This is a genomic window from Micromonospora sp. NPDC003241, assembly GCF_053589795.1.
The window spans coordinates 1-13,822 of record NZ_JBSFSO010000029.1 but is presented as its reverse complement, the minus strand read 5'-3'; the positions used below and the strand labels follow the sequence as shown (position 1 = coordinate 13,822).

14 protein-coding genes and 1 other RNA gene are annotated in these 13,822 nt (G+C 67.8%); 8 read left to right on the top strand and 7 right to left on the bottom strand.

Annotation, left to right across the window (positions count from 1 at the left end):
* Positions 1–42 precede the first annotated feature (42 nt).
* Positions 43–558, bottom strand: a complete 516-nt coding sequence (locus tag ACWDVW_RS21570) for a mycothiol transferase (RefSeq protein WP_449951633.1) — start codon at positions 556–558, stop codon at positions 43–45.
* Between the two features lie 94 nt (positions 559–652).
* Between ACWDVW_RS21570 and rnpB the strand changes: the two genes are divergently transcribed.
* The 3 genes from rnpB to ACWDVW_RS21555 all read left to right on the top strand — a co-directional run bounded on the left by rnpB (position 653) and on the right by ACWDVW_RS21555 (position 4,386).
* Positions 653–1,069, top strand: an RNA gene (rnpB, locus tag ACWDVW_RS21565) — RNase P RNA component class A.
* A gap of 274 nt (positions 1,070–1,343) precedes the next feature.
* Positions 1,344–2,231: a hypothetical protein gene (locus ACWDVW_RS21560; RefSeq protein WP_449951630.1), complete on the top strand. Its 888-nt coding sequence runs from the start codon at positions 1,344–1,346 to the stop codon at positions 2,229–2,231.
* Positions 2,232–2,406: 175 nt separating this feature from the next.
* Positions 2,407–4,386, top strand: coding sequence for a hypothetical protein (locus tag ACWDVW_RS21555; protein WP_449951628.1), 1,980 nt, complete (start codon positions 2,407–2,409; stop codon positions 4,384–4,386).
* Between the two features lie 335 nt (positions 4,387–4,721).
* On the opposite strand, the gene ACWDVW_RS21550 is transcribed toward ACWDVW_RS21555, so the two are convergent.
* Positions 4,722–5,081: a hypothetical protein gene (locus tag ACWDVW_RS21550; RefSeq protein ID WP_449951763.1), complete on the bottom strand. Its 360-nt coding sequence runs from the start codon at positions 5,079–5,081 to the stop codon at positions 4,722–4,724.
* Positions 5,082–5,270: 189 nt separating this feature from the next.
* Positions 5,271–6,008, bottom strand: coding sequence for a GntR family transcriptional regulator (locus tag ACWDVW_RS21545; RefSeq protein ID WP_449951626.1), 738 nt, complete (start codon positions 6,006–6,008; stop codon positions 5,271–5,273).
* A gap of 540 nt (positions 6,009–6,548) precedes the next feature.
* Here ACWDVW_RS21545 and ACWDVW_RS21540 point away from each other — a divergent pair.
* Both ACWDVW_RS21540 and ACWDVW_RS21535 read left to right on the top strand, forming a co-directional pair.
* Positions 6,549–6,749 carry a hypothetical protein gene (locus ACWDVW_RS21540; RefSeq protein WP_449951761.1) on the top strand — a complete coding sequence of 67 codons (201 nt, stop codon included), beginning with the start codon at positions 6,549–6,551 and terminating at the stop codon, positions 6,747–6,749.
* 136 nt (positions 6,750–6,885) lie between these two features.
* Positions 6,886–7,680: a hypothetical protein gene (locus tag ACWDVW_RS21535; protein WP_449951624.1), complete on the top strand. Its 795-nt coding sequence runs from the start codon at positions 6,886–6,888 to the stop codon at positions 7,678–7,680.
* 113 nt (positions 7,681–7,793) lie between these two features.
* Here ACWDVW_RS21535 and ACWDVW_RS21530 read toward each other — a convergent pair whose 3' ends face one another.
* Together ACWDVW_RS21530 and ACWDVW_RS21525 are read right to left on the bottom strand one after the other, a co-directional pair.
* The gene (locus ACWDVW_RS21530; protein ID WP_396752066.1) at positions 7,794–8,258 is read right to left on the bottom strand and encodes a roadblock/LC7 domain-containing protein; all 465 of its coding nucleotides are present in this window, start codon (positions 8,256–8,258) and stop codon (positions 7,794–7,796) included.
* Complete coding sequence (locus tag ACWDVW_RS21525; protein WP_350698528.1) at positions 8,255–8,626, bottom strand: roadblock/LC7 domain-containing protein; 372 nt, start codon at positions 8,624–8,626, stop codon at positions 8,255–8,257. Before ACWDVW_RS21525 ends, ACWDVW_RS21530 begins: the two co-directional genes overlap by 4 nt.
* Positions 8,627–9,021: 395 nt before the next feature.
* Between ACWDVW_RS21525 and ACWDVW_RS21520 the strand changes: the two genes are divergently transcribed.
* Positions 9,022–9,888: an AraC family transcriptional regulator gene (locus ACWDVW_RS21520; RefSeq protein ID WP_449951620.1), complete on the top strand. Its 867-nt coding sequence runs from the start codon at positions 9,022–9,024 to the stop codon at positions 9,886–9,888.
* Between the two features lie 4 nt (positions 9,889–9,892).
* Here the strand turns inward: ACWDVW_RS21520 and ACWDVW_RS21515 are convergent, their stop codons facing one another.
* Together ACWDVW_RS21515 and ACWDVW_RS21510 are read right to left on the bottom strand one after the other, a co-directional pair.
* On the bottom strand, positions 9,893–10,687 hold the full coding sequence (locus ACWDVW_RS21515) for a nucleotidyltransferase domain-containing protein (protein ID WP_449951617.1): 795 nt from the start codon (positions 10,685–10,687) through the stop codon (positions 9,893–9,895).
* Complete coding sequence (locus ACWDVW_RS21510) at positions 10,680–11,189, bottom strand: NUDIX hydrolase (protein WP_449951614.1); 510 nt, start codon at positions 11,187–11,189, stop codon at positions 10,680–10,682. The genes ACWDVW_RS21515 and ACWDVW_RS21510 overlap by 8 nt, the downstream gene beginning before the upstream one ends.
* Before the next feature lie 330 nt (positions 11,190–11,519).
* Here ACWDVW_RS21510 and ACWDVW_RS21505 point away from each other — a divergent pair, with 330 nt between their 5' ends.
* Entirely contained in the window at positions 11,520–11,729 is a 210-nt protein-coding gene (locus tag ACWDVW_RS21505; protein ID WP_396752057.1) for a hypothetical protein, read from the top strand.
* Between the two features lie 76 nt (positions 11,730–11,805).
* Positions 11,806–13,383, top strand: coding sequence for a hypothetical protein (locus ACWDVW_RS21500; protein WP_449951610.1), 1,578 nt, complete (start codon positions 11,806–11,808; stop codon positions 13,381–13,383).
* Positions 13,384–13,822 lie beyond the last annotated feature (439 nt).

Below are 13,822 nucleotides of genomic sequence, written 5' to 3'. Positions count from 1 at the left end.
GACCAAACCTCTTGATCAACCCCAGGGGGTACGGGGGTGGGGTTACTCGCCGAGGGGGCCGTTGGCTAGCTCGGCGACGATGTCCAGGTGGCCTAGGTGGCGGGCGTACTCCTGGATTAGGTGGAACAGCACCCGTTCCAGGGATGCCGGTTCCGCGCCGTTCCAGCGGGGGCCGGGGGCGCCGACGGCGGTCAGGTCGGCGCTCTGCACCACGCTGCGGGTGTGGGTGCCCTGCGCGCGTAGCTCAGCCACCAGATCCGTCACGCTCGTCTCCGGCGGTACGTGCCAGCGGCCGTCCCGCCAGTCGCCCCACGGTTCGGAGACCGGTTGACCCTGGAAGCCCCACTCGATCCAGCGCAGCTCGACGAAGCGTAGGTGCCGCAGCAGCTCCAGCGGAGTCCAGCCCGACGGCAACCGGCTCGCCCGCACCTCCGCCTCGGGCAGCGCCGACACCTTGGCCAGCACGCTCTCCCGGAAATAGTCGAGGTAGCGCAGGAACACCTCGGCCCGCCCGTCGGCCGGGACCGTAGGCTCGGGAAACGGCGGCAGCGTCGTCATCGGCCCATTATGCGTACCCCCGGACGACCCGGCCTGCGGTCCTGCCGGCGCAATAGGCGGCGACCCGGTGTCGTTAGGATGAGCGTGCGACGGACGAGTCGACCGGGCGGTCGCGTCGGCGGGCTGCGGCCCGCCGCCGAGGAACGTCCGGACTCCACAGGGCAGGGTGGTTGTTAACGGCAACCCGGGGCGACCCGCGGGACAGTGCCACAGAAAACAGACCGCCGACCCCCAACGGGGACGGTAAGGGTGAAACGGTGGGGTAAGAGCCCACCAGCACCCCGGGTGACCGGGGTGGCTCGGTAAACCCCACCCGGAGCAAGGCCAAGTAGGGCCGTCACCGCAAGATGACGACCTGCGCAGACGCTTGAGGGCGGCCCGCCCGATGTCTGCGGGTAGGCCGCACGAGCCTGTCGGCGACGGCAGGCCGAGATGGATGGCCGCCGCCGGTGCGAACCCCGCAAGGGGTACGCGCCGCGCACAGAATCCGGCGTACAGGTCGACTCGTCCGTCGCCCACCAGCTCAGGGACCTGATCAAGGCTCTGAGCTGGTCGTTTATCCGGTGCTGTTGGTTGACCTTGGTCATCATTGGGTGGCGTTTGACGGCCTGGCCACGGCCTGGGACGGCCTGGAGACGGCCCGAGCGAGGGCTCAGCAGCAAACTAGCGGTGCGGAAGCGAGACGTGTGACGGCCGCCGATGGTGGTTGCGCCACGGCAGGATGGGACGTGGCGCGACGTCTATACCGACGCGTTCGTTCCGGTACGAAGTAGTGGAGAAACCGAGTGGCGCTCCGACTCGGGCTGGGACTTCCAGCCCACACGCCGAAGGTCCACGCGCCGTTCACTCCCGGGCAGATCGAGGTACTTCGTCGCTGGCAGGCTGCCCCCATCGCCGAACACATGAGGTGCCCCCGCCACGGTGACGTACGGCGCGAGAGTTCGGATCTCGTTCCAGAGGTCAGCGGTTGGCGCTGTGCATTCCGAACGCCGGACTATCCCGACCTGACCTGTTCATACGTGGTCGACTGGGCCTACGCCGGGATGCTGGACGAGAACGATGTCCGGCTGCTGGAGGAGATGTCGGTTGATGTCGTCGAGGTGTCGTTCGACGACGACTCGGACGAACCCTTGAACGTCTTCTCCGACTACGACCTCCTCCTAGCTTTCCACGATGAGGTCGACCTTGACTGGGAAGAGGTCGCCGAACGCAGCGCGCTTGACCAACGGCGAGGTCTCGTCATCACGCAAAGCACCGTCCTGGAGGACCTCCTCGGTGACGTGATCCTGCGGCTAGAGGAACCAGATGATCCCGAGGCGCGTCGGAGCGAGCTAGACCAGTGGACGATCGGCAAACGCCTAAAGCGTGTCGAGTCGCTTATGGACGGCAGCGCGTCGCCCGAGGCGAACGGCACCTTCCCACGTGACGAGCTATGGGCCGCGATCCGGCGCCGCAACGAACTAGCGCACGGAAACATCACCCGGGTCACTAGCGACCCTTACCCGCGGCCCGACGGACCAGGCAGAGCCATGCGCGTGGAGTGGCATCTCGTCGACCGCCGGACCCGCGAATCCCGACTAATCACCATGGCCGGACTACGCGAGGACCTATATGCAGCGATCGCGGCATACACGAGTCTCCTTCGCTGGGTTGTAGCCAACCCTGGCGATTAGACCGAGTGCAGGCCGGCGGCTCGGCTCGCATCTGCGGCCATGCCACTGGTTGTCGTGATACCGGGGCGCGTCCTGGCGGTGGAGCTGCTGGCGTGCCCCCTTTGTCACGATGGCTAGCCAGTCCTTAGGCTGGACTGGCTAGTAGGACTGGAAGCAAGGGTCTATCGTTGTGTCGATGGCGGCAGCGGTAGGACTGGCTCGACGCGGCTGGCGCATTCGTCGCACATGGTTGGCTCTTGGGACTATCGGCCTAATCGGCATTGCGGGCTGGTGGTGGGTCCCTCCCGTGATAAATTTCTTGTCCAGGTTCTGGCAGGCGGACCTCTCCGACAAGGATAGCTTTAGCAGCATAATAAGTATGTTGGTCGGCGTTGTATCGCTTCTCGCATCCGTGATCTTTGGTCGGATTCAGATCCGCAGCGGGAGTTCACAGGCATCAACCAATGCGTTGGAAGCTGAACCACAGGCGCAGCGGCTGGCATTCAATGCTCGTGTAGGCAGGATGGGGCGGCGCTTCCCTCGGGTGGCAGAGGTGGACGCGCTAGCCCTCCGTGTCCATCCCGCTATCGACCTCGACGGTTCGGTCGCAACATGGCGGGCTCAAGAGCCGCTTTGGAAAAGCGACACCCTCGGCGGGCCTGAGGCTCTCGATCCGCATCTGCCGATTTTCGTGCCGCGCGAGAATTATGAGCAAATCTGTAGGAGGCTGGCTGAATTTAGGGTAACGGGCGGCTTCTTGCTAGTTGTGGGAAATTCTAGTGTGGGTAAGACTCGTTTGCTCTACGAAGCGACGCGCGCTGTGGTGCCTGATTTCCGGATCTTGGCCCCTGGCTTAGGTGATGGCGGCGTAATCAACAACATCTCCCAAGCTGGATATAAGATTTCTCCCTTGGTTGTGTGGCTCGACGAACTCCAGCGTTTTCTGGAAGGTCCTTATCTTACTTCTGGACACGTTGCTGTAACTGCTTCCGCTGTTCGCAGCCTGATGGACTCGCCGCGTCCCGTGATATTTGTGGGCACTTTATGGCCAGAGTATGCGAGGCAACTTCGCGCAACCGAATTTGATAGAGTTAGCGGTTTGCATCGTCCTCGATATCCGGCCGCTCTCGATATCCTTGACAGTCGGCGATTGGAAGAATTTTCTCTGGAAGGTTTCACAGTCGGAGAGCGAGAGAAGGCGTCGGCATTAGCTTCGGCAGATCCCCGGCTTGCTATTGCGTTGACTGCGGGCGACTATAACGTGACCGAGGTTCTGGCTGGGGCGCGTGAGGTTGTCCGACGGTATGAGCGTGGAACGACGGAACATCGTGCGATTGTGCACGCGGCGGTGGACGCGCGACGCCTTGGCATGCAGCGAGCGCTAACAGTGGAGGTTCTTTCCAAAGCCGCACGTGCTTATCTCTCTGGTCACTATCCAGGCGACGAGTGGTTTCATGAGAGCATTAGCGAATTAACATCTTCTGGGCGGCCCCAGGATCGCGCTACCGCGCCCCTGCTGGCTGTGGTAAGTCCGGACCGGCGGCAAGTTGTGGGTTATGCAGTCACTGACTACTTGCTCCAACGGCTGGTGCAGATCCGCGCTGGTTGTGACGTTCCGGATCTTGCGTGGGAAGCCTGCCTAGATAGTATTGAAACGGTGCGGGGACGTGTGCTTTTGGCTGGCAGTGCCGAAGCTGCGGGTCTCTCACGTCATGCTGAAGCGCTTTATCGCCGCTTAGCAGATTCTGGTGTTGAGCACTCGCGAGAGGGTGCTCAGATGCTTTCGCGGATCCTCGCTTCTCAGGACCGAATAGAGGACCTGGGAATTCGAGCTGATGCGGGTGATGGGTATGCTATTCAAGCGCTTGTTGAGGTTCTTATCCGTCTGGATCGTCCGGAAGAGGCGATCGCCAGATTGCGGGCTCAAGCGCAAACTCGAAGCTCACTTCAAAAGCTCGCTGTATTCCTTGAAATCTGGGGGCATGAGGCTGAGGCTATCGAAGTGTTTCGCGGGCTTGCGATTCAAGGGGACTGTTACGCTCAGAGGCGCTTCCTTGGGCTGCTGCTACGATCCGACCGACTTGATGAAGCTCTTGTTTTTGCACGTCAGATCGAGAATCGGAATTGGCTCCAAGGATTTGCAGAGCTCGCGCCCATAGTGAAGCTACTCAAATAATCGCGGCATTGGGCTCGCAGCGAGGTGAATTTCTCGGGTGACTGTCCTTTCCGTGATGTCAGCCATGTGCTGAAAGTCGGGGTAGTGCTGGGCGAGCTGGCGGAACCAGGCATCGATGTACCGCCACGGAACCTTATCGAAGCGGTGAGGCCAGGCGCGGGATTCCACAAGCGAATCATGTCGCCTCTTCATGTACGGACGGCTGGTAAGGCCACCTGGATGCGACCTCTGCGACCGCTCCCACCTTGACCGGTTTCGGCCTGTCCGGATGACACTGCCCGGCCAGCCGATGCGCTGCAGGACGGGGGACGTTTGCTAACCGCTGTTCCTGCTGATCACTGCGACCGGAACTCGTGGACGACCTCGATCGCACCGACGATGTGCTTGTTGAACTCGTCCAGTTCCTCGGCGGGTATCCACAACTCCAAGATGGTGTCGCCACCGACCTGGCGGACGGGGTAGCGGCTCAGGAACTCCGTCTCGACCTGGAAGCGGGTGACGTACCCCGAACCAGACGCGGGCACGTTCCAGTCCCGGGCGATCTTGATCGCGTAGTCCTCGTTCAACACCGGGTAGAAGATCGGCTGATCGGGCAGGCGCGGCGGCCACTGCCGCCACCCCGAGGCGCGGACAAGCTCCAGCTCCTGTGGCCCGGTCGGGCGCCACAACACCGTCGTACCCACGCCACTGCTCAACTCGACCCCGCTATTCCCGTCGATCGTGAGCCCGGACAGTACCGAGCCGCCCGCGACCGACACCACCGCATTCACCGCTGGCCCCGGTGATCCGATAACGGCCCAAGCCCTGCCCGATCGCCTCGAACCTTGGACGGCGGCTCACGCTGGCTGTCGGCGAGCAGAATTCCGCAGGCATCCAGCAGCGACCTAACCCAGGTCGATTCGATAGTCCAGGCTGACCCTGTCGGCGGGGATGGTGATGTCGGCGACCTCAAGCACGCGGTCCCCGGCGTAGGTCTGCCGGGTGACGACGACCACCGGGACGCCGCCCGGAATCCGCAGGGTGTCGACCTCGTCGGGTACGGGCATCCTCGCCCGGACCTGCTCCCGCACCGAGGTGATCGTGTGGCCCAGGCTGTGAAGCTGCGCGGTGTTGCCGCCGGGCCACGGTTCGTTGGCGGGGTCGGCCACAGGCGTGCCGGTCACCATCTCCAGCAGCAGGTATGAGGTCGACATCTGCTGCGGCGTGCCGTGTGTCCGGAAGACGAAGCGGCGTTCGAGCAGCATCGTGCCCGGTTCGACGCCGAAGAGGTCGGCGATCGTCTCGCTCGCGGGCGTCTCGTGGAAGGTCTTGTCCAGGGTGTACGCCGACCACGGGATCTGCTGGTCCGCCGTGAACGACGTACCCAATTCGCCCGAACGGATCTGGTCGAGTTCCTTGCGGTAGCGGTCGGAGCCGAGACGCCGCACGGGCATGGTGGGCCGCGCGTATGTGCCGCGTCCCATCTCGGTGACTACCAGGCCCTCGGCGCGCAGGAGGGCGAGCGCCTCCCGGACCGTTCCGCGCGCCACGGAGAACTCGGTCATCAAGGTCGATTCGCTGGGCAGTAATGCCCCAGGCGGGATCGCGCCGGACATGATTCGGCGACGCAGTTCTTCCGCCATCAACCGGTACCGGGGTGGCTCTGGGTGCGGGGTAGGCACGTCCGTCACCGTACCGCCGATCTTCCGGAGTCTCTTCTGCGCCGCACCCCCGGCGAGCCTGTCTAGACAGGTTGACTGGACGGGTTTAGGGTTGCAACGCAACCGGCACCGAGAGTGACCTAGGGGTAGGTGTGTCTGTGTCGGTTGCCCCTACGACTTCCGGAGGCAACCAGTGACGCGGTCGAAGTGGTTCCAGAGGCCGGACGAGCCCATCGACGTCGTCTGGCAGGTGATCTCGGTCGACCAAGTGCGCGTCCGAGCTGGACTGGCGCGCAGCGGGTCGACGAACCAGCGTCCCTACCACCGTCCGAGTTCTGACGAGAGGCCGGACGGCTCCGCCGATGACCCGGCCTGAGGTCCCGTTCCGTGTCGAACTCTCGTGGTCGGTCATCGACGCCCACCACAGGGGCGTCTGTACGCGCTGTCAACCGCACACCGCCTGCCCGAGGCTCGAAGACGCCGCAGCGACCGTCAACGCCTGGCGTACCTCGGTCGGGAGAACTGCTCTACCTCACCCGGGAGGCCAGTCCGCAGTTCCACAGACCGATCCACTTCCGACTGATCAGGGTTCTGGACTGGACGACGTTCGACGGCTGGATCTGGCTTGAGGGCTACCAGCTCGACAAACGAGGCGTGGCCGTCGAGTGGCGGTCGGTGTTCGTCCTCGTCGTCGGTCTGAGAACGGCCTCCGACGTGACGTGAAGCGAGTCCGACGCATGAAACTAAGCCTGCTCCGCGTGCTGAGGGCGGCGGTTGCTGGCGTTCGTGCGGTAGACAGTTCGACGGACGTGAGTGGGCTTTCCGTGCCGAGGTGCGGGACTGGTGGAGGGTTGGCGGGATGGGCGAGAGAGGCGACCTCACCCGGTACGCGTACTGGTCGGAGCGGCGGGTGCGGTCCATCGCCGAGGACGGTGGGATCGACCTCAGTCCACGGTGGCGGTCGAAGTTGGCCCTCTCGGTGCCACTGCTCAACTCCACTGCCGAGTTCGAGCGGGAGCCTCGTGCGCTCTTTCGGAACGAGATCGCGGACCGGATCGAGCGCGCGATCGGAGACCTGGCGGTGGAGGACTTCGTGACGCCGCCCAAGGTTCGCTTCGCCAAGGGGCGGGGCCAGGTCGAGTTCACGCATCTGGTCGGCTGTATGCCGCCGCGCGTCGTCGTCGGCGTCCGGTCGGTGGCGTCCGACGGGAGCCGCGTCGCCGTCTGCCTCTTCGGCAGTACGGACAACCTCGCCGGCTTCGTGAGCGCGGGAGAGCAGCACGCCGGCCACCGTGGCGGGGGCAGTTCGTCGGAGTCGTCGATCAGCGGTTGGCTGGTGAGCGGGTTCCCGAAGGACTGGTCCGGGCCGGTCGACTCGCAGTCGGTCTCGCGCGAAGCCGTGGCCGTCGCGTTCGGCAACGGTGCGGGCGGCGGCAGGCCGTCGCGGCGTGACCGGGAGCAGCCGGAGTTCAGCTTCGACCAGGTGACCGACTCGGAGTGGTTCGCCGAGATCTACAGCGACGTGCTGCTCGTCCCGGATCGGTGGACCGAGCGGGCGTCGGTCGACCGGGTGCTGATCGGCGCTCCCCTGTGGGTGCGGACTCCGCGCGGGCGGGCCGATGGTCGTCGGGCGATGAACGCGACGGGTGACTAGGGTGGTGGGCTCACCGCCATCGTGTGGCGAGGAATCACGCGCGGCGCGTGGCGCACACGATGGCGGTGAGCCCGGCTTGCGGCAGAACGTCAGACCTGGGCGGGCAACCGCGGTCAGACCTGCGCGAGCAGGGCGGCGAGGCGCGCCGCCACGGGTGGGGCGTGCAGGTGGAGGCGGGCCACGTTGATCGCGTCGGCGCCGACCACGGAGAGCAGGGCCTGCGGGCCGACGGCGTACACGGAGAAGTAGCCGGCCTGGTTGCGGACGGTGGACTGCTGGAACTCGCCCTGACCGAGTCGGAGGCTGACCTGCCGGCCGAGGCCGAAGGTCGCCGCCGCCATCGCGGCCAGGTCGTCGGGGTCCAGCCCTGGTGGTACGTCGTGGGTGATGAGCAGGCCGTCCACGCCGCCGAGAACGCTTCCCTGCACGCCGGGGATCTGGAGGCGCAGCTCGGCGAGTTCCGTGCCGATGGCCGGGTACGGCAGTTTCGGGTTGCCGGCCAGCGACGGGGGGAGCCGGGGCGGTGGTGGGGCGGCCGGGCGTTGCGCGGTGCGGCGGGGCAGGAAGGTCTCGCTCACAGTTCGAGGCGCTCCTCGATGCTGCGCAACTGGTGCCGGGCCAGAGCCAGGTTCGAGCGGGTCTTGCTCAGCATCAGATAGAGGAACAGGCCCTTGCCGTTCGAGCCGTTCAACGGTCGGATGATGTGGTACTGACCGCCGAGGGTGATCAGCATGTCCTCGATCTCGTCGTTGAGCTTGAGCATCTCGATGGTCCGCATCTTGGCGCGTACCACGTCGGTGTTGCCGGCGGCGGCGACGGTCAGGTCGATCTCCGGTGTGCCGCCCGCGACGCCGAGTGTCATCCCGCTGGTGTAGTCGACGAGCGCGACGCCGATCGCGCCGTCGATCGTCATGGCGTCCTTGAGGGCGGTGTCGAGGTTGGCCATGGTGCCTCCAGGTTCGACTGGCGTCCGAGTCCGCGCCAGCTCGTGGTCTTCACCGGGGCCGGGCCCCGGGTGAGGAAATCTCGGACGAGGGTGGCACACGTGACACGTGCTGTGCACCCGGGACAGCGCGATCGGACTGAGCGGGCCACGGTGGGTGACCGGCGGGCCGGTCGAGTTCGTCGCTGCGGCTGATGTCTCGGTGCCGATGTTGTCTGCTACTCAGTCCGCGACCTGGGCATCCCTGGCCGGCCGACCTCGTTCCGGGGCGATGGCGGGTATCCGGGCGCGAGCATGGGAGTACCGCCGCCGACCACCCGACCGCACCGGGCACAGCATGTCGGGTGCGCGGTGCCGTCGCGCCCATAGTTTGGGTGGCGCAAGGAAGGAGGCACCGGGTGCTGGAGCGACTCAACCAGGCCATGGAGCACATCGAGCGGCATCTCGACCGGCCGGTGGACGCCGGTGAGCTGGCGCGGATCGCGGTGACGTCGGAGTACCACTTCCGGCGGCTGTTCTCCGCGCTGGCCGGTGTCCCGCTCTCCGAGTACGTGCGGCGTCGCCGGCTCACCGTGGCGGGCGCGGAGGTGGTCGCGGGGGAGCGGACGCTGCTCGACATCGCGGTCCGCTGGGGGTACGGCTCGGCCGAGGCGTTCGCCCGCGCGTTCAAGGCGGTGCACGGGGTCGGGCCCGGCGAGGCCCGGCGTACCGGCGCGCTGTTGCAGGCCCAGCCCCGGATGTCCTTCCGACTGACCGTCGAAGGGAGCAGCAGCATGCGGTACCGCATCGTGCAGAAGGAGTCGTTCCGGCTGGTCGGTCTAAAGGCCCGGGTGCCGCTGGTGCACGAGGGCATGAACCCGGCCATCGTGGCGTTCGTCAAGAGCATCGCACCGGCGACCCGGGACCGGATCGAGGCGCTGTCCGACCAGGAGCCGGCGGGTGTGGTCAACGTCGGCGACGGCCTCGCCGACAGCCGCGCCGAGGGCACCGAACTGGACTACTGGTACGGCGTGGTCACCGGCGCCGACGTGCCCGACGACCTGGACGCCATGCCGGTGCCGGCGGGGACCTGGGCGGTCTTCGAGACCTCCGGGACCGTTCCGGAGGCGGTGCAGGACCTGTGGCGGGACGTGTTCACGCAGTGGTTCCCGTCCAACCCGTACCGGTCCCGGCCCGGGCCGGAGATCTCCCGTACCCGCATCTCGGCCGACGGCAGCCGTGCCGACGCGGAGCTGTGGATCCCGGTGGAGCCGGTCGCGGCCTGAGCGCTCAGGTCGGCGTACCGGTGAGGTCGGCCAACACCCGGCGCTGGAAGGCGCGGGCCGGTGGGCCGGACGGGGGTGGGCCGCCGTCGCGGGCGGCGATCGACCGGGTCACCAGGTCGGTGGTCGCGGCGTCGACGAGCGGTCCGGCCCCGTCCAGCAGCCGCCGGCCGGCGGCCACCTTGGGCAGCCACACCCCGTGGTGCAGGCGTACCCAGGACCGGCACGCGCCGAGCACGGCGTCCTCCGCTCCGGGTGCGGGCACGTCGCCGGCCGGCAGCGGCAGCGCCAGCCACCAGCGCAGCGCCTGCGCCACGAGCCGCCGCAGGTCGTCGGGGGCGAGGTCGGCGAAGACGTCGGCGGCGGGCGGGCCGAGAAGGGCCCGCCCGCTCTGGTGCAGGATGCTGCGGTCCAGGCCGTACCAGAACAGCCCGTCGGCGGGCGGCCGGTCCGCCGGGCCGTACGACACCCGGAAGTCCATTCCCGCGCCGGTGTTCAGCTCCACCTCGAACCCCGGCTCGGGCGTGCCCGATCGGGCCACCTCCCACCGGTACACCACCAGTTCCAGCCCGCGCGCCGGGCAGGGCAACGCCTCGTGCCGCAGCCGCGTCACCAGCTCACCGGCGACCGCGCGGTCCAGCGGCGCGGCGCAGACCAGCGCCACGTCCACGTCGCTGCGCCCCGGCTGGTACGCGCCCAACCCCACCGAGCCCGCCGCGTACGCGCCGCGCAGGTCGTCGCCGAGCACCTCGCGGGCGGCGGCGACCAGGTCGGTCAGGTAGCGCAGCGGCGCGTCAGGCATGTTCGAGTTCGCCCGGCTCTCCCCAGGGCATCCCAGCGGGCAGGAAGAACGCCGACACCTCGGTGCCCAGCGCGTGCCGGATCACCATCCGGGCGTGCTCGTCCAGGTCGGGCAGTCGCCCCGGGGCGAACCACCGCACGTCCGACGACTCGTCGTCGTCGCCCCGCAGGTCGCCGCCGAGCAGACGGCAGCGGAAGCCGAGGTTGAGGTACTCGCAGCGGTCCCCGTTCGGGTACGTGCGCGGGTGCGTCACCGCGCTACTCAGGCGCAGCGGCTCGACCTCCAGACCGGTCTCCTCCAGCACCGCGCGGACCACCGCGCTGGCCGGCTGCTCCTCCGGCTCGACGAAGCCACTCACCACCGACCATCGCCCGTCGTTGGCGAGTCGGGAGAGCAACAGCTCGCCCGCGTCGTTTCGGACCACTGCGCTGACGCTGGGTAGCCAAATCAGCTCGTGTCCGACGTGTTCACGCATCCGCAGGATGTATTCCGGTACGCCCATCCGGCGACCTTAGCCGGGCGCCGATCGGCCCTCGCATCCGGTCAGGACGAAGTGACGAGTGACCCGATTCCCCTGGCAGAGTTGGATTTCGGCTACTCGGACGCGCTCGGTGCGCGCACCGTCGCGGGGTGCCGACATTCGCGCGGCAGGCGTCCGCATCCGTCGTCACAGTGACATTAATTCGTGTACGGAGAGTGATAGGGCTGCTGCGACATTTTGTGTTTTTCGCTGTTTTCGCACGTAAAGCCACATGCAGGTCTACTGTGGAAAAGCCTGGTGACTTGCAGTGTTCCGGTGGCGGGCGGTCGCATCCCGATGCACAGTGATCCCATGAACGACATCGGACATGGGCGCTACTTCTGGTGTACGCGGCACCACCGGGTCGAGCACGAAGCCGACGTGTGCCCTGCCCGGCACGTCCTCGGCCCGTACGCCTCGGCAGCCGACGCGGAGAACGCCCTGCAGAAGGTGCGGGAGCGCAACGAAGCGTGGGAGGCCGAGGACGCCCGTAGGGCCGAGGAGGACGGGGAGGAGAAGTAGCCGACGCGGGACGACCTCGCGTCGCGACACCACGTGCGCCGCGAGGGCGGTGGCACGTCCCCAAGGAGGAACCGAGATGGCCGAAGCACAACAGGCCACCCGACCGGCCGCGACGCGAACACCCGCCCGGCAGACTGCCGCCACGGACCGCACCGCCGGCCTCACCCGTACGCCGACCACACGTCGCGCGAACGGCACCGCCCCGGCCACCCGTACCGCGTCCGGTGGTGCCGGCCGGGCCCCGGCCTCCAAGCGCACCACCGCCACGACCCCGGCCGCCAGGAGCACCACCACGGCGACCCCGGCCGCGCAGGCGACCGCGTCAGATGGCATGACGGCCCCGGCGCGCAAGCGCGCCGCCGTGAAGGCCCCCGCCAGCCAGATCACCGCAGCGACCCCTGCGGCTGCCGGTCGGAAGACCGCGCCCGGGTCCGCTGCGGCTGCCGCCGGCACGAAGTCCACGCCTGCCGCCAAGCGGGCACCCGCCAAGGCCACGACAGCGACGGCGACAGCGGCCCGGACCACGGCGGCGCGCAGCACGGGTACCCGGAGCACGACCACTCGGAGCGCGGCGCCCGGCAGTGCAGCGGCCCGGGGCACGGCGGCGCGCACCACGGCCGCCAAGGCGTCCACGAGCGCGGCGACCCCGACGCGCAAGACCGCGCCCGCGCGCAAGGCTGTTTCCGCTGCGTCCAAGGCTGCTCCGGCCCGTAAGGCTGCTTCTGCTGCGTCCAAGGCTGCTCCGGCCCGCAAGGCCGCTTCCGCCGCGTCCAAGACTGCTCCTGCGCGGAAGGCTGCTTCCGCTGCGCGTAAGACCGCGCCCGCGCGGAAGACGACGACGGCGCGGGCCACCGCCGCGCGCAAGGCCCCGGCCACGAAGACCACCGCAGCGGCCGGCAAGGCCCCCGCGCGCAAGACCACCACGGCGTCGACCCGGACCCCCGCCCGTACGACGGCGGCGAAGGCACCCGCCAAGAAGGCCCCGGCGAAGAAGGCGTCCACGGGTCGCGCCGCCCCGGCGAAGACGACGACGGCCGGTCGGACCGTCTCCGCCCGCAAGGCCGCTCCCGCCAAGAAGACGGCAACGGGTCGGGCCACTCCGGCCCGTAAGACCACTCCCGCCAAGAAGGCCTCGACTGGTCGGGTCGCTCCGGCGCGCAAAGCCGCTCCGGCGAAGAAGGCGGCGGCAGGTCGCGTCGCTCCTGCGCGGAAGACCGCTCCGGCGAAGAAGGCGACCGCTACCCGGCCGGCCGCGACACGCAAGACGGCGACCGCAGCGAAGAAGACGACGACCCGGGCCACAGCGGCGCGCAAGTCCGCACCGGCGAAGAAGTCCGCGGCGAAGGCCACGAGCAGCGGTACGGCGGCCCGCAAGTCCGTCCCGGCGAAGAAGGCCACCGCCTCGGCGCGCAAGTCGACAGCACCAGCCCGGAAGTCCACGGCACCGGCCCGGAAGTCGACAGCGTCGGCCCGGAAGTCCACGGCGAGCGCGACGACCAGGGCGGCGGCCCGCAAGTCCACGGCCCCGGCGAAGAAGGCCACGACGAGCGCCGCGAGCCGTGCCCGCAAGTCCACTGGTCCGGCGGCCAAGTCCACCGCGAAGCGGACGACGGCCTCGGCGACCTCGGCCCGCAAGGCCACCCCCGCCAAGTAGCCGACCTCAACCCAGCCTCCAGCGTCTTCCGCTGAGCAGGTCTCCCTGCCCGCCCACCCCGGCCGGTCATCGACGCGCGATCATGGAGTTGTGGCCCCCGCGAAAGCCATGAAAGTGGGCAAAGCAACAGCCACAACTCCATGATCGGCGCGTGCAGACCACGGCGCGTGCAGACCACGGTGCGTGCAGACCACGGTGCGTGCAGACCACGGCGCGTGCGGGGCACGGCGTTGGCGGGTCGTCTTCATGGGGTGCGCTCGACGGACGTTTGTCCTGGGCAGTGGGTTTAGTCCCAGTCGGGTGCCGTCGGAGGGCTGTGCCCACGTGCGAGGCAGCAATATCCCTGAAGTAGTTCCATCCTGAATCCGCTGGCCAGTAGGTCTTGACGGTGGGGTGGTGGTGGGTGTTTGAGCAGGTCCACGAAGAGGTGATCTTCGGG